General features: G+C 65.9%; 14 protein-coding genes. 8 read left to right on the top strand and 6 right to left on the bottom strand.

The features are described from left to right. Positions 1–148: 148 nt before the first annotated feature. Entirely contained in the window at positions 149–784 is a 636-nt protein-coding gene (locus tag MRB47_RS17240; protein WP_252101298.1) for an NAD(P)-dependent oxidoreductase, read from the bottom strand. A gap of 115 nt (positions 785–899) precedes the next feature. Between MRB47_RS17240 and MRB47_RS17235 the strand changes: the two genes are divergently transcribed. Continuing rightward, on the top strand, positions 900–1,802 hold the full coding sequence (locus MRB47_RS17235) for a LysR family transcriptional regulator (protein WP_252101297.1): 903 nt from the start codon (positions 900–902) through the stop codon (positions 1,800–1,802). Positions 1,803–2,074: 272 nt separating this feature from the next. Here MRB47_RS17235 and MRB47_RS17230 read toward each other — a convergent pair whose 3' ends face one another. Both MRB47_RS17230 and MRB47_RS17225 read right to left on the bottom strand, forming a co-directional pair. After that, positions 2,075–3,163: an IS5-like element ISDisp1 family transposase gene (locus tag MRB47_RS17230; protein WP_011803559.1), complete on the bottom strand. Its 1,089-nt coding sequence runs from the start codon at positions 3,161–3,163 to the stop codon at positions 2,075–2,077. An 82-nt stretch (positions 3,164–3,245) separates the two neighbouring features. Next, positions 3,246–3,863, bottom strand: a complete 618-nt coding sequence (locus MRB47_RS17225; RefSeq protein ID WP_252101296.1) for a DUF4256 domain-containing protein — start codon at positions 3,861–3,863, stop codon at positions 3,246–3,248. A gap of 358 nt (positions 3,864–4,221) precedes the next feature. On the opposite strand from MRB47_RS17225, the gene MRB47_RS17220 reads away from it, so the two are divergent. Next, positions 4,222–5,283: an NAD(P)-dependent alcohol dehydrogenase gene (locus MRB47_RS17220; protein ID WP_252101295.1), complete on the top strand. Its 1,062-nt coding sequence runs from the start codon at positions 4,222–4,224 to the stop codon at positions 5,281–5,283. Here MRB47_RS17220 and infA read toward each other — a convergent pair. Continuing rightward, the gene (gene infA, locus MRB47_RS17215; RefSeq protein WP_011804098.1) at positions 5,280–5,549 is read right to left on the bottom strand and encodes a translation initiation factor IF-1; all 270 of its coding nucleotides are present in this window, start codon (positions 5,547–5,549) and stop codon (positions 5,280–5,282) included. The genes MRB47_RS17220 and infA overlap by 4 nt on opposite strands. A gap of 502 nt (positions 5,550–6,051) precedes the next feature. On the opposite strand from infA, the gene MRB47_RS17210 reads away from it, so the two are divergent. The 4 genes from MRB47_RS17210 to MRB47_RS17195 are packed head-to-tail and all read left to right on the top strand — an operon-like array spanning position 6,052 to position 12,081. Beyond that, the gene (locus tag MRB47_RS17210) at positions 6,052–9,465 is read left to right on the top strand and encodes a response regulator (protein WP_252101294.1); all 3,414 of its coding nucleotides are present in this window, start codon (positions 6,052–6,054) and stop codon (positions 9,463–9,465) included. Between the two features lie 41 nt (positions 9,466–9,506). After that, positions 9,507–10,340, top strand: a complete 834-nt coding sequence (locus tag MRB47_RS17205) for a CheR family methyltransferase (protein WP_011804100.1) — start codon at positions 9,507–9,509, stop codon at positions 10,338–10,340. Continuing rightward, entirely contained in the window at positions 10,337–10,936 is a 600-nt protein-coding gene (locus MRB47_RS17200) for a chemotaxis protein CheB (RefSeq protein ID WP_088887607.1), read from the top strand. The genes MRB47_RS17205 and MRB47_RS17200 overlap by 4 nt, the downstream gene beginning before the upstream one ends. Beyond that, the gene (locus MRB47_RS17195) at positions 10,933–12,081 is read left to right on the top strand and encodes a hybrid sensor histidine kinase/response regulator (RefSeq protein WP_252101293.1); all 1,149 of its coding nucleotides are present in this window, start codon (positions 10,933–10,935) and stop codon (positions 12,079–12,081) included. Before MRB47_RS17200 ends, MRB47_RS17195 begins: the two co-directional genes overlap by 4 nt. Before the next feature lie 51 nt (positions 12,082–12,132). Here the strand turns inward: MRB47_RS17195 and MRB47_RS17190 are convergent, their stop codons facing one another. Both MRB47_RS17190 and alkB read right to left on the bottom strand, forming a co-directional pair. Next, the gene (locus MRB47_RS17190) at positions 12,133–12,504 is read right to left on the bottom strand and encodes a response regulator (protein WP_012655640.1); all 372 of its coding nucleotides are present in this window, start codon (positions 12,502–12,504) and stop codon (positions 12,133–12,135) included. Between the two features lie 159 nt (positions 12,505–12,663). Further along, positions 12,664–13,326, bottom strand: a complete 663-nt coding sequence (gene alkB, locus MRB47_RS17185) for a DNA oxidative demethylase AlkB (protein WP_252101292.1) — start codon at positions 13,324–13,326, stop codon at positions 12,664–12,666. A 182-nt stretch (positions 13,327–13,508) separates the two neighbouring features. On the opposite strand from alkB, the gene MRB47_RS17180 reads away from it, so the two are divergent. Further along, positions 13,509–15,083, top strand: a complete 1,575-nt coding sequence (locus MRB47_RS17180) for an AMP-binding protein (protein ID WP_252101291.1) — start codon at positions 13,509–13,511, stop codon at positions 15,081–15,083. Positions 15,084–15,154: 71 nt separating this feature from the next. Beyond that, complete coding sequence (locus tag MRB47_RS17175; protein WP_252101290.1) at positions 15,155–15,817, top strand: DsbA family oxidoreductase; 663 nt, start codon at positions 15,155–15,157, stop codon at positions 15,815–15,817. The last annotated feature ends 7 nt before the right edge of the window (positions 15,818–15,824 follow it).

The following is a 15,824-nucleotide window of genomic DNA, read 5'->3' as shown; positions in this document are numbered from 1 at the left end:
CACCGGCGGCGTGGTGGTTGCCGCCGCCCGGTTGTGGTATTCCAACGATGCCTATCGCCGGCATCGGTGATTCATTGGTGCAGCGAAAGCCGGGGCAGAGGATCGGCCCGGGTCGGGCGCGAACCGGCACGGGGCTTTTGGTTCGTTCTCAGTGCGCCACAGTGAAGCGCCGGCCGCGGTGTTTCGCGGGCTCTGCTTCATCCACCATGGCGACCGCATAGTCCTCCAGCGAGATGTCGCTGGGCCCGCTATCGCACATGATCACGGCATCGTTCGCGGTCCGGTACTGTCCGGTGCGGGTTCCCGGGTGGATCATGGGCGGGGGGCTCAGCACCGTCCAATCCACATCGGGTGTTTCGCGCAGCAGTTTCAGGGCTGCTCGGGCACCCTCGGCCGTCGCTTTCCATTGTTCAGGGAACGACGGTGTGTCGAGCAATTGCACGCCGGGCTCGACCTCCAGACTGCCCGCCCCGCCGACGACCAGCAGGCGGACGCCCGTGGCACGCGCTGCATCGATGATGGAGTGCATTCCTTTGAGGTAATAGCCATATACGTCGGAGTTGGCATGGCCACTGAATGCGCTGATCACCACGTCGTGCCCACGGAGAACCGCGCGCAATTGCTGAGAGTCCAGGGCATCTGCGCCCTGAACCTCAAGGCCCTGCGCGGCGGGGAGTCTTGCGGGGTTGGACACGATGGCGGTCACGTGATGACCGCGCGAGAGCGCCTCTTGGCGGATGGCGGAGCCGATAAAGCCAGTGGCACCGATCAGTGCGATACGCATGGAATGATCCTTTCTTTGACCCGCGGATTCGGGGTGCGGGGTCAATGATCCTCTTGCCGCATCGTCAGAAAAAGAGGACAAAAAGAACAATACTGGTATCTAATTCGAACCAATCATGCCATCCCCCGTGGGCGATCTCAACCTGTTGCGCGCTTTCCTGGCCGTCGCCGATGCGCGCAGCTTCACGGCCGCCGCCGAACGTCTGCACATTGCGCGTCCGCAGGTGAGTCTTCAGATTCGCCGTCTGGAGAACGTGCTGGGCGCGGCCCTGTTCCACCGTACGACGCGCACGGTTACGCTCACCGATGCGGGGCAACGGTTGTTCGAAGAAAGCGCGCCTCTCATGCAGGGGCTTGAGCAAGTGCTGCAACACGCCGGATCGCGTGGATCGGGTCTGCGTGGCCGCTTGCGTGTCAGTGCGCCTGTTGAATATGCCGTTCAGGTCATGTCGCCGGTGGTGGCGGAGTTCGCTGTCCGCCATCCCGAGGTCAGTTTGGAACTTGTGGTCAGTGACAAGGTGCAAGACCTCGTTGGCGAGGGCATCGACGTGAGCATCCGTGTGGGGTGGTTGCGCAATTCAAGCGCGCGGGTTGCGAAACTGGGGGAATTTGGGCAGGCGGTCCTGGCGTCACCCGAGTATCTGGCCCGCTGTCCGCGTCCGGAGGCTCCCGAGGACCTGGCGCATCACCGGTGGATCGCGCTGACCTTGCTGCCGGCGCCCCTCACATGGTCATTCACGAACGGGACAAAGGACATCACGGTGCGCATGGCGCCCAAGCTGCGCACCGATTCCGCTGTTGCCTTGCGCGCCTTGCTGCTCAATGGCGCAGGCGTTTCGGTTGGCAGTTTGCTTCACTTGGAGAGTGACATCCGCAGTGGAGCGCTGGTTCGGCTGCTCCCGGAATGGGCATTGCCCAAAGGAGGCGTCTATGCCGTGTACCCGCCCGGCACAGCCATTGCACCTGCGGCGCGCGCCTTCGTCGAGCTTCTGAAGGGCGAAATGCTCCGGAGGGCTTGATGCAGGCGGCAGGCAAGAAGTGGGGGCACTGCGGCAACGCCCGGCAGCGTGGTCAGTAATGCGTGGATCGCCTGGGGTTCGGCCACAGGCGAGGAAGCACGGCGGGTGGCGGCGCGGCCTAGCAGGCCGTTGAAAAAGTGCTTTTCGAACGCATCAGGGACGCTGAGTGCGAAGACACGAGCTGCCCAGACGCGTCTGCGCAGCGATTGCAACGGCCCATCTGGCCGGTTTGCAGGCCCTCCCGCCCATTTCGGGCGCACGTATCCCTGGGCTCACGCATGATGCGCGTCCCACCAGCCGCCGATGCTGCCCATTCGCACAAGGTTGTAGGTGGCAAAGCACAGCAGCGCCTGGCCCGTGAGCTTGGCCTGACCGATCAGCTTGGTCTTTGCCAGACCACCGACGGTCTTGATCCAGCCAAAGGCCTCTTCGATGCGCTTGCGCACCTTCAGGCTGGTCTTGTAGCCCTCGTGCCGTGTCACTCGCGCATCCACCGCCGAGTGTTTGTCCTTGGCCGCCACGTGGGGCGTGACTTTGAGCTTTCTGCAGCCTTTGATGAAGGCCTTGCTGTCGTAGCCCTTGTCGGCACCGACCGTGGCCCGTTTGTTCCTGTTGCCCCGACGCTCCAACATGGCCAGCGCCGCCTCGCGCTCGGCCGTGCCGCTGGCGTGGGTGATCTCGACATCCACGATCAGCCCGTTGCGGTTCTCCATGAGGATGTGCCCCATGTGGCACAGGCGGGATTTGTCGCCCTGGCTCTTCTTGAACAGCCGGGCATCGGCGTCCGTGGTGCTCTCGTGGGTGTCGTTGCAGCGCTCCTGCCCCTTGAAGTCCACCTCGGGGTTGCGCCCAGGCGGCGTGCCGCTGTCGTCGTCTTTGCGCTTGAAGCTCTTGTGCGAGGCCCAGGCGTCAATGAGCGTGCCGTCCACGCTGAAGTGCTCGTCGCTGGCGAGCTTGCCCCACTGGGCACTGAGCTTGACGCGCTCGAAGAAGGCGCGGGCGAGGTCTTCGTTGAACAGACGTTCGCGGTTGGCGCTGAAAGTGGAGTGGTCCCAGACCTTGTCTTCGATGTTCAGGCCCACGAACCAGCGGTACAGCAGGTTGTAGTTGATCGCTTCGACCAACTGGCGCTCGCTGCGGATGGAGAACAGGATCTGCAGCAGCAAGGCCTTGAGCAGCATCTCCGGTGGCACCGATGGGCGGCCACGGCGGGCGTACACCGCTTCGAACTCGCGGTTCATGGTTGCCAGCAGCGCATCAACCACCGCGCGCAACTTGCGCAGCGGGTGTGCCTGCGGCACGCGCTCTTCAAGGCTGATGTAGCTGAACATCGCCCCCTGGAAATCTTGACTGCCTCTCATCGTCCTCGTCTGGGTCGTTCACCGATGGCTTCAGATCGTAGCGGCCAACGCGGGCGTCGGCGGGGGATTTTTCAACGGCCTGCTAGACGCTCAGCGACGTTCTGAATCCTCGCGCTGCGTAGTACGACTCGGCGCCGTTGTGGTACACGAAAACCCGGCCGTAGCGCCTGTCGCAAAAAAGCGCGCCACCGCGCTCGCGCACGTCTGGCGGGGTCCAAATCCAACTCGAAGTCTTCTGGTCGAAATCCTCTACCTCCTGTAGTGCGCGGTACTGCGCCTCTGTCAGCAGGGTGACGCCCATGGCCGCGGCCGCTTCGATGGCGCTGTTCTGCGGCTTGTGCAGCTTGCGGGCATGCAGGGCCTGTGCGTCGTAGCACAGGCTCCTGCGCCCGCTCGGGCTCTCCGCCGTGCAATCGCAGAAAAGGTAGGTTCCGTCCGCGGCGGCACTGCCGACGACGTCGGGCTCGCCGCCCGTTGCCTCCATGTCCTGCAGCGCCTTCAGTTTGTTGGCATTCAAGCGTTCATGGACATCGGCCCAGGCGACGGTGGGGTGCCGGTGCATGTGGCTCTCGAACCGCTTTTTCAGCGTCTGGACAAGGACATCACGTTGTGCTGTTTTCATGTCTGCTCCTGGCAACGGCGCCTTCAGCGCCTGGGTGGTGGCTTGTTGCATCGTCAGCGGGCCCAAACGACGACGCATGGCGTGTCCAGCGGCGACCTATTTGGACGCGAGCGCTGTGGGATGCCGAACCCGAGTAGGCTGGCATAGACGTCACGGTTTCACGCCACCGGGCCGGTGCGGAGGTGGGCAAGCAGCCGTTTCACCACCGCACGGTGTGGGGGTGTCATCGTGTCCTTCATGTCAACTCCTTGGTCGGGGGCATGGCCAGGCTGAGGGGCCGTTGACGCGGTTCTACTCCAGCAACGCCCTGCCTTCCAGCGTCGCCCGGAGGAAGCCAGGCTCTGCCTCAGGCCGGAAGTGCCGATAGGATTCTGTTCCGAAACGCATCGGACCGAACCTGTACAACAGGGGCGTGAGCCATTCACAGGAGAACCCCATGACCGTCAAAGCCTACGGCGCCCACGCGAGCGACCGTCCATTGCAGCCCCTGGAGATCGCACGGCGCGCGCCGGGCGCGCACGACGTGCAGATTGGCATTGCCTATTGCGGTGTGTGCCATTCCGACCTGCACCAGGTGCGTTCGGAATGGGCGGGCACGCTGTATCCGTGCGTGCCGGGGCATGAAATCGTCGGGCGCGTAGTGGCCGTGGGCGCGCAGGTGTCGGCGTTCCAGGCGGGCGACCTGGTCGGCGTGGGCTGCATTGTCGACAGCTGCCGGCATTGCCAGGATTGCGACGAAGGGCTGGAGAACTATTGCGGCCACATGGTCGGCACCTACAACGGCCCGACCGAGGACGCACCCGGCCACACGCTGGGTGGGTACTCGCAACAGATCGTCGTACATGAGCGCTATGTGCTGCGGGTGCGCCATCCGCAAGGGCAGTTGGCCGCGGTTGCTCCGCTGCTGTGCGCGGGCATTACCACCTACTCGCCCTTGCGCCATTGGAAGGTGGGTCCGGGGCATCGCGTGGGTGTGGTCGGCATCGGCGGGCTGGGCCACATGGGCATCAAGCTGGCGCACGCAATGGGGGCGCATGTGGTGGCATTCACCACCTCTGAATCCAAGCGCGCTGCGGCGCTCTCGTTAGGTGCGCACGAAGTGGTGGTTTCCCGTCATCCGCAGGAGATGGCCGCGCATGCCAACAGTCTCGACTTCATCCTCAACACGGTGGCGGCGCCGCACGACCTGGATGCCTTCCTTCGCCTGCTGCGGCGCGACGGTGCGATGACGCTGGTGGGTGCGCCGGCGTCGCCCCATCCGTCGCCCAATGTGTTCAACCTCATCATGAAGCGGCGCACGCTGGCTGGCTCCTTGATCGGCGGCATTCCCGAGACCCAGGAAATGCTCGATTTCTGCGCGGAGCATGGCATCGTGGCGGATATCGAGTTGATCCGCGCCGATGAGATCAATACCGCCTATGAACGCATGTTGAAGGGCGACGTGCAATACCGCTTCGTCATCGATATCGCCACGCTGGCCGAATCGGCCTGGGCCTAGCGGCGATGGGGCGAGGGGCGGCGCGGCGCGCCGCCGGCACGCGGCTCCAGGTGACGGAAGGTGATACGGCCCTTGGTGAGGTCGTAGGGGGACATCTCCAGCGACACGGTGTCGCCCGCAAGCACTCGAATGCGGTGCTTGCGCATCTTTCCGCCCGAATAGGCGATGAGGGTGTGTCCGTTCTCCAGGACCACACGAAAACGGGAATCCGGCAGCACTTCGTCTACCTTGCCTTGCATTTCAATCAACTGCTCTTTATTGGACACGGAACTCCTTTGAGATCAACGGCAAGAGCCAGCATGGGCATGCCCTTGCCTGGGGGCCTGTGAGAGCACAGGCTGCGGAACGCGCCGGCCGTCCGGCGCGATAGACGAGGTATTGCCCGTCTTTTGCTGCGCTGGCGCGTTGCCGCCTGCGGCAGTGAAATGAAGGGCCGTATGCGCGCTGCAGAACGCACAGTGCGGCGGATCACCGAGGGAAGGGGTAGGAAGCCGGCGCTTGCCGCTGCGGGGCTGCTTCCCCGGGCGCGCGTAACGCGGGAAAGGGTGGGAGTTTAGGACGATTACCTAACCCTTGCTGACCAGTGGTGGATTGGCCCTGCTGGCAGGTGCGACATAAGATCGCTAGAGGGATACGCTGCGGTGAAGACGTTGCCCTACAGGAGCAAGGGACCCGTTGCTCCTATCATCGCGCGGCAATGTTTACTCCACGTCACACATGACTGTCTCCAGTTCCGATGCTCGGCCCCGTGCGGCCATTCGAGGGGGCATGCCCGTCCGCCTGATGGTGGGATTTGCTTTGGCGGCATTTGCCGCCCTGTTGATCGCCGTGCTCACCTACCGGTCCAACGACGAGCGCGCGAAAGCCGTGGACAATCTCAACGCGACGGTCGAACGGATCACGCAGATCCAGATGGTCTGGTCGCATTTGAAGGACGCTGAATCCGCCAAGCGGGGCTACCTGCTGTCGGGGCAGGAGCAGACGCTGGGCTTGTTCACCGTAGCCCAGGCCGCCGTGCCGGTGGCCCTGGAAAAGCTGCGCGGGATGACGCGCGGGAGTCTCTTGGAGCAGCAGCGCTTCGACCAATTGCAGGGGTTGGCCACCAAGCGCATGACCGAACTTGCGCACATCGTTGCGCTACAGCGCGAGGGCCGGCGCGAGGAGGCCCTGGAGGCCATGCGCGGCGACGGTCAGGCCACCATGGAAACCACCCGCACGCTGGTGCGCGAGATGCTCAACACTGAACAGCAGCAACTGCAGGCCCAGCGGGAGGTGTGGGAAGGAGCGTTTGGCATCTCGGCCTACCTGACGTGGGGCAGTGCCGCCGTGCTGTTGCTGCTGACCTGTGCGTCCGCGGTGATGACCATGGCGGAGTACCGCAGCCGCGAGGTCGAGAACTGGATCAAAGGCAACCTCGTAAGGCTGGGCACGCGGCTGCAAGGTGAGCAGCGCATCCATGACATGGCGGGTGCTGTCATCGGCTATCTGGCGACGGAGTTGGATGCCAGGGTAGGGGCCATCTACGTGACGCAAGGCCACGGCATCTTTGAGCGCATGGGCGGCTATGCACTGGCGCCCGACACCGGCCCTGCGGCCGTGCGGGCGGGAGAGGGCCTGCTGGGCCAGGCGCTGCAGAGCCGCACTCTTCAGCATGTGCGCCACGTGCCCAGCGGCTATCTGCCGGTGACCTCCGGCACGGGCCAGGCCACGCCCGCCGAATTGGTGATGATGCCCATCGTGCTCAATGGCGTAGCGCTCGCGGTGGTCGAGATGGGGTGGTTCCGCACGGTCGCTCCGCATGAGGTTGACTTCCTTGTGCGCGCCGGGGAGCAGTTGGCCCAGGCTGTTCGGGGCGCATTGGATCGCTCGCGCCTGGAGAGTCTGCTGGACGAGACGCAGCGCCAGGCGGAGGAGTTGCAGGCGCAGCAGGAAGAGCTGCGCGTCAACAACGAGGAACTGGAGCAGCAAAGTCGCATGCTGCAGGAGTCCCAAAACCTGATGCAGGCGCAGCAGGCGGAGTTGGAGCACAGCAACGCCCAGCTGGAAGCGCAGACCGAGCAGCTGCAGTACCAAAAGCAGCGCCTGCTGACTGCACAGGACGCCCTGGAGGCCAAGGCGCGCGATTTGGCGCAGGCCAGTCAGTACAAGAGCGAGTTTTTGGCCAACATGAGCCATGAATTGCGCACACCGCTGAATTCCAGCCTGATCCTGGCCAAGCTGCTGGCCGACAACAAGCAGCAGAACCTGACGGCGGAACAGGTCCGCTATGCGCAGACCATCCACAACGCTGGCACCGATCTGCTGAACCTCATCAACGACATCCTCGATCTGGCAAAGATCGAGGCGGGGCAGACCTCGGTCGAGATTGGCCCGGTGACGGTGGCCAAGGTGGTGGCGGGCGTGATGGAGCCGCTGCGGGCCCAGGCGCAGGACAAAGGCCTGCAATTCAACGCGGTGGTGGAGCCGGGCGTGCCGGCATTCATAACCTCCGACGCGCAGCGCCTGGCGCAGATTCTCAAAAACCTGCTTTCCAATGCGCTCAAGTTCACCGCGCGCGGCGAAGTGACTATGCGCGTCTTCGCAGGAGACAACGACACGCTGTGCTTTGCTGTGCGGGATACGGGCATCGGCATCGCGCCCGACCAGCAAGAGCGCATCTTCGATGCCTTCCACCAGGCCGATGGCAGTACCCATCGCAAATACGGCGGCACGGGCTTGGGCCTGTCGATCTCCCGGGATCTGGCGCAGTTGCTCGGCGGCAGCATCGCGGTGCAGAGTGCGCAGGGCGAAGGCAGCGTCTTCACGCTGACCCTGCCCGTCACGGCGCCCCTTGTCAGCGATGCAGGCGAGCGCCAGGCAAAGATGCCAGTGGCGCCGACGCCTGCCGGACGCGCTGCCGAACCACCGCATGCGAGCCAGCCAGAGGCCCCGGCGGCAAAACCATGCGTCCCCGTGCACGTCGTGCCGGATGACCGGGAGCAGTTGGAACAGGGGCGTTACACCATCCTGGTCATCGAGGACGACCCTCGGTTTGCGCGCATCCTTTGCGACCTCGCGCATGAGATGGGTTTTCAGTGCGTCATCGCCTCGACGGGCAGCGACGGCCTGGCGGCTGCGCTGGAATACGGCCCCAGCGCGGTGGTGCTGGACATGAACCTGCCGGATTTCTCCGGCCTGGGCGTGTTGGACCAGCTCAAGCGCAACCCGGCCACGCGCCATATTCCTGTGCACGTGGTCTCGGTGGCCGACTACATGCAGGAGGCCATGGAGCGCGGCGCCATCGGCTATGCGCTCAAACCCGTCAAGCGTGAGGAGCTGGAGCAGGCGCTGCGCCACATGCAGGCCAAGTTCACCCAGAGCATGCGCCGCGTGCTGGTGGTGGAGGACGACGCGCGCCAGCGCGAGAGCGTGCGCCACCTGCTGGCAACCGACGGCGTGGAGATCGTGGGCGCCGCTACCGCGCGGCAGGCATTGGACCTGCTCAAGGGCAGCACGTTCGATTGCATGGTGATGGACCTGCACCTGCCCGACCTGAACGGGTACGAGCTGCTGCAGCAGATGGCCGAGCAGGAAGAGGTGTCCTTTCCGCCCGTCATCGTCTATACCGGGCGCAACTTGTCGCGCGACGAGGAACAGCAGCTGCGCCGCTTCTCCAAGTCCATCATCATCAAGGACGCGCGCTCGCCCGAGCGCCTGCTGGACGAAGTCACGCTGTTCCTGCACCAGGTGGAGTCCACCTTGCCGGACGACCGGCGCCGCATGCTGCAGCTGGCGCGCGACCGTGAGTCCACTTTCGAAGGGCGCACCATCCTGGTGGTGGAGGACGACGTGCGCAACGTGTTCGCGCTGTCCAGCGTGCTGGAGCCCACGGGGGCGCGCGTGGAGATCGCGCGCAACGGACGCGAGGCCCTGGAGGCGCTGGAACGTGCCAACGCCGCCGACGAGAGCACTGTGGACCTGGTGCTGATGGACATCATGATGCCCGAGATGGACGGCTTTACCGCCATGGCGGAAATCCGCCGGCGCCCCGAGTGGCGCCGTCTGCCCATCATCGCCCTGACCGCCAAGGCCATGAAGGACGATCAGGAGAAATGCCTGGCCGCCGGCGCCAACGATTACATCGCCAAGCCGCTGGACGTGGAAAAGCTCCTGTCGCTGATGAGGGTGTGGATGCCCAAGTGAGCGTGCGCCAGCGCGAGGACCCACGATATCGGAGCCAACACTTGCCGCACCAACGCAAGACCGCAGAGATCGAGCAGCAGCTGCTGATCGAGGCCATTTACCTGCGCTACCACTACGACTTCCGCGGGTATGCGCAGTCGTCGCTCAAGCGCCGGCTCCAGGCCGCGCTCACGCGGTTCGACTGCGAGACGCTGTCCCAACTGCAGCATCGGCTGCTGCACGAGCGCGCGGTGTTTCCTGCGCTGCTGGACTACCTCACCGTGCAGGTCAGCGATGTGTTCCGCGACCCGGAGTACTTTCGCGCGCTGCGCGAAAAGGTGGTGCCGCTGTTGCGTACCTACCCCTCGCTCAAGATCTGGGTCGCGGGCTGCAGCACGGGAGAGGAGGCGTATTCGCTCGCCATCCTGCTGCGTGAAGAGGGGTTGCTGGAACGCTCGTTGATTTACGCCACCGACATCAACAGCACGGCACTGCAGCGTGCCGAGGCGGGCGTATACGACATTGAGCGCGTGCCCGGCTTCACCGAAAACCATGCGCGCTCGGGCGGGCGTTCCTCGCTGTCCGACCACTACAGCGCCGCTTATGGCCGCGTGGTGTTCGACAAGAGCCTGCGCCGGCATATCGTTTTCTCCGACCACAGTCTGGCGACCGACAGTGTATTTGCCGAGGTGCACCTCATCTCCTGCCGCAACGTGCTGATCTACTTCGACCGTACGCTGCAGGACCGCGCCCTGGGCCTGTTCCGCGAGGCGCTGTGCCGGCGTGGATTCCTGGGCCTGGGGGCCAAGGAATCCCTGCGCTTTTCCTCGCACGCGCCGGCATTCGAGGACTTCGTGGCGCCCGAGCGCATCTTTCAGAAGAGAGGTGACGCATGAGGCAGGCGGCTTCGCCACGCGTGCGCCTGGACGCCATTGCCATTGGCGGGTCGGCCGGCAGCATCGAAGCGCTGGGCGCGGTGCTGCCCGCGCTGCCTGCGGGTTTCCATGCGGCCCTGCTGGTCGTGCTGCACCTGCCGCGCGAGCGGCCCAGCCTGCTGTGCAACATCTTCCGCCAGCGCTGCGCCCTGCCGGTACGCGAGGCCCAGGACAAGGAGCCCGTGGAGCCGGGCACGGTGTATTTCGCGCCGCCTGACTATCATTTGCTGGTGGATTCGGGGCCGAGGCTGTGCCTGTCCGTGGATGCGCCGCTGAATTTTTCGCGCCCGTCGATCGACGTGTTGTTCGAATCCGCCGCCGATGAATATGGGCCGCGGCTCATGGCCGTGCTCCTGTCGGGCGCGAACAGTGACGGAGCGCGGGGCTTGCGCGCAGTGCAGGCCGCTGGCGGCGCCACGGTGGTGCAGTCGCCCGACAGCGCTTCGTCCATGGCCATGCCGCAGGCGGCGCTGGCCCTGATCCAACCCGATCAGGTGCTGCCCCCGGCACGCATCGCCGCGCTGTTGACCACCTTGCATAAGGAGGGACTTTCGTGATTTTTGCCCCACCGGCTGCACAGGCCGCGAGTCATCGAACCGGCGCGTGCGTGAAATGCCTGATCGTGGATGACGTTCCTGAAAACCTTGTCGCATTGCAGGCGCTGTTGAAGGATGAGGACGTAGAGATCCTCATGGCCGGCTCCGGCGCCCAGGCGCTGGAACTGCTGCTGGCCCACAACGACGTGGCGCTGGCGCTGCTGGACGTGCAAATGCCCGAGATGAACGGTTTCGAACTGGCGGAGTTGATCCGCGGCAGCGAGCGCACGCGGCACATCCCGCTGATCTTCATCACCGCCGGCTCGCGGGACCAGGGCTGGCAGTTCCGCGGCTACGAAAAAGGTGCGGTGGACTTCCTCTACAAACCCGTCGACCCCCACATGCTGGTCAACAAGGCCCGGGTGTTCTTCGACCTGCAGCGCCAGCGGCATGCACTGGCGCGCGAGCTGCAGGAGCGCACCGAGGCGTTGTACATCAACGAGATGTTCATGGCCGTGCTCAGCCACGATCTGCGCAGCCCGCTCAGCGCCATCATGGCCGTGGCCAGTGTGCTGCAGCGCGCTCCCGAGCCCGCCAAGGTGCAGGCTCTGGCGTGCAACGTGCAGCAGGCCGGGCGGCGCATGGGCCGCATGATCGAGGACCTGTTGGATGTGACGCGCGCCCGCCAGCATGGCGGGCTGGCCATCGAGCCTGCACCCATGGACCTGGGGCCGCAGGCGCAGCGCGTGGTGCAGGAAGTCCGTGCCGGCCACCCCGAGCGCCACCTGCGGCTTGAGCAGCAAGGGGATCTGCGCGGCGAGTGGGACGAAGAGCGCCTGGGCCAGATGCTGGCGAACCTGCTGGGCAACGCCATGCACCACGGCACGCCCGACCAGCCGGTGGAGTTGTCACTGGACGGCGCCGCCGCCGATATCGTGGTGCTGCGCGTGAGCAATGGCGGCGGGATTGACGCCGAACTGCTGCCCCGGCTGTTCGCGCCATTTACGGGCCGGCGCAACCGGGCCGGTCAACACCAGGGATTGGGGCTGGGGTTGTTCATCGTGCACCAGATCGTGCAGGCCCATGGCGGGACAATCGACGCCGCCTCGCAGGCGGGGCGCACCTGCTTCACGGTGAAGCTGCCGCGGCGCGCGGTGGCGGCTTGACAGGACGGGGGCGGGGGGATGCCGGGCCTTCAGCGCCGGGCACGTGCCGCCTCAGGCGGGGCTGGCGCTTTGCAGGTGGCTGGCGATCACGTCCAGCAACTCCTCCAGCTCTTCCAGCTCGAACGGCTTGAGCAGGGACCGCACATGCGGGCCCAGCGTGCCCACCCCGTGCTCCAGCGGATAGCCCGAGCACAGCACCACCCAGCGCTGGGGGTTGCTTGCCAGCAGGTGGCGGCACAGATCCAGCCCGCTCATGCCGGGCAGGCTCACGTCGGAAACCACCACGTCGTGCGGCTGGGCCGCATCGCGCTGCAAGGCCTCCTCGGCCGTGGCGCAGGTGACGACGGTGCGGCCTTCTCCCTCCATCAGCAGGCCGATGGTGTCTCGCAGTTCGCAGTTGTCTTCGACGTAGAGGATGCGCAAGTAAGGTCCTTGGGAAGCGGGCTCTGCCGCAGGGCAAAAGGGCATTGTGCGGGGAACGTCTTACGCCGGTGTAAGACAATGTGCCGTTCTGCGAAATTATCGTTAAAAATGGCTACAAGAGCGGCCCAGTAAGCGCAAGCAGCTATCAAACATGTAGCGTCAAGTGGCCTTGCGCAGCGTGAGGTTGATGCGGCATTCGCCCGTTGCCGGGTGCTGGCCCGGCGCCACCGGCAGCACGCCGTGAAAGCGCAGCCGGTCCACCCCGCCCCATACCACCGCGTCGCCATGGCGCAGCGGCACGCGCAAGGCGCGCTCGCCACGTGTGGCGCCACCCCACAAGAAGGTGGCGGGCAGACCCAGCGAGATGGACACGATGGGCGCTGCCAGGTCCTGCTCGTCGCGGTCCTGGTGCAGCGACAGGCGCGTGCCGGGGGCGTAGCGGTTGATCAGGCAGGCGTCGGGCACGAAAGCGGCAAAGCCGGCCTCCTGCGCTGCGGCATGTGCCAGCTGCGCGAAGTCCGCGGGTAGGGCGGGCCAGGGCTTGCCGGTCAGCGGGTCCAGCGCAGCGTAGCGGTAACCGCGCCGGTCGCTCACCCACGACAACGGCCCGCAGCCAGTGGTGGCTACCGACATCGCCTTGCCTCCAGGGGTCTGCATGTGGCGCCACGGCGCTTGGCGCACCACCTGTCGCACTTCTTCCAGCAACTGGGGTGCCTGTGCCAGCGCGAAGCCGCGCAGCAGCATGGCCTGCATGCCCAGCGCCAGCGTGGACGGCTCCGCGGGGTCGTCGGCAAACAGGTCGTCGGAGGGCGCAGATGGCATGCCCGTAGTGTGAGCCAAAAGGGCCCCCAGCGCTTAACCATCCAGCGCAATGTGCTACTGATAAAGGAGCAATCGGTTGGTCGGCGCTCATCCCCGCCAGGGATTTCCCTTGTGTATTTCTGCGACTGTGCGCACTGTCGGCGCTTGCCTATAGTCGCACCAGGAGACAACGCGACAACCCCATGAACATTGCCCACCTGTTGCAGCGCAGCGCGCTGGTGCATGGCGAGCGGCCCGCGCTGCTGGCCGGCACATGCCTGCTGCACGACTACCGTACCCTTGCCGCGCGCGTGGCCGCGCTGGCCGCACACCTGCGCGCGCATTGCGGCGTGCAGCCGGGCGAATGCGTGGCCATCTTCTCGGCCAATGGTCCCCAGTACCTGGAGGCGCTGCACGCCATCCACTGGTGCGGCGGCATCTCGGTGCCCGTCAACTACAAGCTGCATGCGCGCGAGCTGGCTTACGTGCTTGCCGACAGCGGCGCGCGCGTGGTGTGCGTGTCTGCGGCGCTGCACGATGCGGTGCTGGCTGCGGGCGCCGACGCCGCGGCGGTGCAGGTGTTGGGGGCATCCGCCTGGGAGCAGGCGGCGCAGGGTGCGCCGCTGGCGCTGCAGGAGCGCGCCCCCGACGACGTGGCCTCGCTGTTCTACACCTCGGGCACCACCGGGCGGCCCAAGGGCGTGATGCAGACGCACCGCAACCTGCTGGCCATGACCATGGCCTACTTCACCGACGTGGACGACGTGCAGCCCGGCGACGCCATGGTCTATGCCGCGCCCATGTCGCACGGCGCGGGCTTGTACAACTACGCCCACATGCTGCGCGGCGCGCGCCATGTGGTGCCCGCGTCCGGCGGGTTCGATCCGGCCGAGCTGGTGCAATTGGCCGCGGACGTGGGCCGCCTGTCGCTGTTTGCGGCGCCCACCATGGTGCACCGGCTGGTGGAGCATGTGCGCCGCACGGGCGCCAATGTGGACGGCTTCAAGACCATCGTCTACGGCGGCGGCCCTATGTATGTGGACGACCTGCGCCGCGCCATCGACACCATGGGCCAGAAGTTCGTGCAGATCTATGGCCAGGGCGAAAGCCCCATGACCATCACCGCGCTGGCGCGCGAGCACCTGGCCGACACGGCGCACCCGCGCTGGGCCGAGCGCATCGCCTCGGTGGGCGTGGCGCATGCGTGCGTGCAGGTGCGGGTGGTGGATGGCGACGACCAGCCCGTGCCCACGGGCGAACTGGGCGAAGTGGTGGTGCGTGGCGACACCGTGATGGCCGGCTACTGGCGCAATCCCGAGGCGTCTGCGCAGACGCTGCGCGGCGGCTGGCTGCACACGGGCGATGTCGGCAGCCTGGACGCGCACGGGTTCCTGACCCTGCGCGACCGCAGCAAGGACGTGATCATCTCGGGTGGCTCCAACATCTACCCGCGGGAGGTGGAGGAGGTGCTGCTGCTGCACCCGCGCGTGAGCGAGGTGGCCGTGGTGGGCCAGCACGATGCCGACTGGGGCGAGGTGGTAGTGGCCTTCCTGGTGGCGGGCGAAGGCGGCGCCGTGGACGATGCCGCGCTGCATGCGGAGCTCGACGCGGAACTTGACGCGGAACTTGACGCTTTGTGCCTGGACCACATCGCGCGCTTCAAGCGACCCAAGGCCTACCGCTGGGTGCCGGCCCTGCCCAAGAACAGCTATGGCAAGGTGCTCAAGACCGAGCTGCGCGCATGGCTGCAGGCCGAAGGGGCGGGGAGCGGGGCGTAACAAACCCGGGAGCGGCGCGGACATTGCGCCGCCCCTACCATGGGCGCTTTGCCCCGGCTGGAGCCCTTGCCATGAACCAACCCGTCTCCCTCAAGATCGACTTCGTCTCCGACGTGTCCTGCCCCTGGTGCGCCATCGGCCTGCACGCGCTGGAGCAGGCCGCGAAGCGGCTGGACGGCGAGGTGGCGCTGGATCTGCACTTTCAGCCCTTCGAGCTGAACCCGCAGATGGGCCCCGAGGGCCAGGACATCGGCGAACACCTGCAGCAAAAGTACGGCGCCACGCCGGAGCAATCACAGCAAAACCGCGAGGCCATCGCCGCGCGCGGCGCGCAGTTGGGCTTTACCTTCAACATGGACCGGCGCGGCCGCATCTACAACACTTTCGATGCGCACCGCCTGCTGCACTGGCTGGAGGAAGAGGGCACGCCGGAGCAGCAGAGCGCGCTCAAGCATGCGCTGTTCACCGCGTATTTCACGCAGGGCGAGAACCCTGGCGACCACGGCGTGCTGCTGCGGCTGGTGGCGCAGCTGGGGCTGGACGAGGCGCGCGCCCGTGCCGTGCTGGCGTCCCAGGAATATGCCGAGGCGGTGCGCGAGCGCGAGGCCTTCTACCAGGGCCACGGCATCCATTCGGTGCCGGCGGTGATCATCAACGACCGCCACCTGATCCAGGGCGGCCAGCCGGTCGAGGTGTTCGAGCAGGCGCTGCGGCAGATCGCGCAGCAGGCTTGATGCTCTT

Origin of the sequence: Diaphorobacter sp. LI3 (assembly GCF_022807955.1) — a bacterium.
Lineage (GTDB): Bacteria > Pseudomonadota > Gammaproteobacteria > Burkholderiales > Burkholderiaceae_C > Diaphorobacter > Diaphorobacter nitroreducens.
Note: the sequence above shows the minus strand (reverse complement) of the source record. Positions and strands in the feature narration are given on the sequence as shown.

What these genes read in the sequence shown, in the direction of transcription:
- MRB47_RS17240 (WP_252101298.1), bottom strand. Translation starts at nt 784, where the DNA reads ATGCGTATCGCACTGATCGGTGCCACTGGCTTTATCGGCTCCGCCATC.
- MRB47_RS17235 (WP_252101297.1), top strand. Translation starts at nt 900, where the DNA reads ATGCCATCCCCCGTGGGCGATCTCAACCTGTTGCGCGCTTTCCTGGCC.
- MRB47_RS17230 (WP_011803559.1), bottom strand. Translation starts at nt 3,163, where the DNA reads ATGAGAGGCAGTCAAGATTTCCAGGGGGCGATGTTCAGCTACATCAGC.
- MRB47_RS17225 (WP_252101296.1), bottom strand. Translation starts at nt 3,863, where the DNA reads ATGCGTCGTCGTTTGGGCCCGCTGACGATGCAACAAGCCACCACCCAG.
- MRB47_RS17220 (WP_252101295.1), top strand. Translation starts at nt 4,222, where the DNA reads ATGACCGTCAAAGCCTACGGCGCCCACGCGAGCGACCGTCCATTGCAG.
- MRB47_RS17210 (WP_252101294.1), top strand. Translation starts at nt 6,052, where the DNA reads ATGCCCGTCCGCCTGATGGTGGGATTTGCTTTGGCGGCATTTGCCGCC.
- MRB47_RS17200 (WP_088887607.1), top strand. Translation starts at nt 10,337, where the DNA reads ATGAGGCAGGCGGCTTCGCCACGCGTGCGCCTGGACGCCATTGCCATT.
- alkB (WP_252101292.1), bottom strand. Translation starts at nt 13,326, where the DNA reads ATGCCATCTGCGCCCTCCGACGACCTGTTTGCCGACGACCCCGCGGAG.
- MRB47_RS17180 (WP_252101291.1), top strand. Translation starts at nt 13,509, where the DNA reads ATGAACATTGCCCACCTGTTGCAGCGCAGCGCGCTGGTGCATGGCGAG.
- MRB47_RS17175 (WP_252101290.1), top strand. Translation starts at nt 15,155, where the DNA reads ATGAACCAACCCGTCTCCCTCAAGATCGACTTCGTCTCCGACGTGTCC.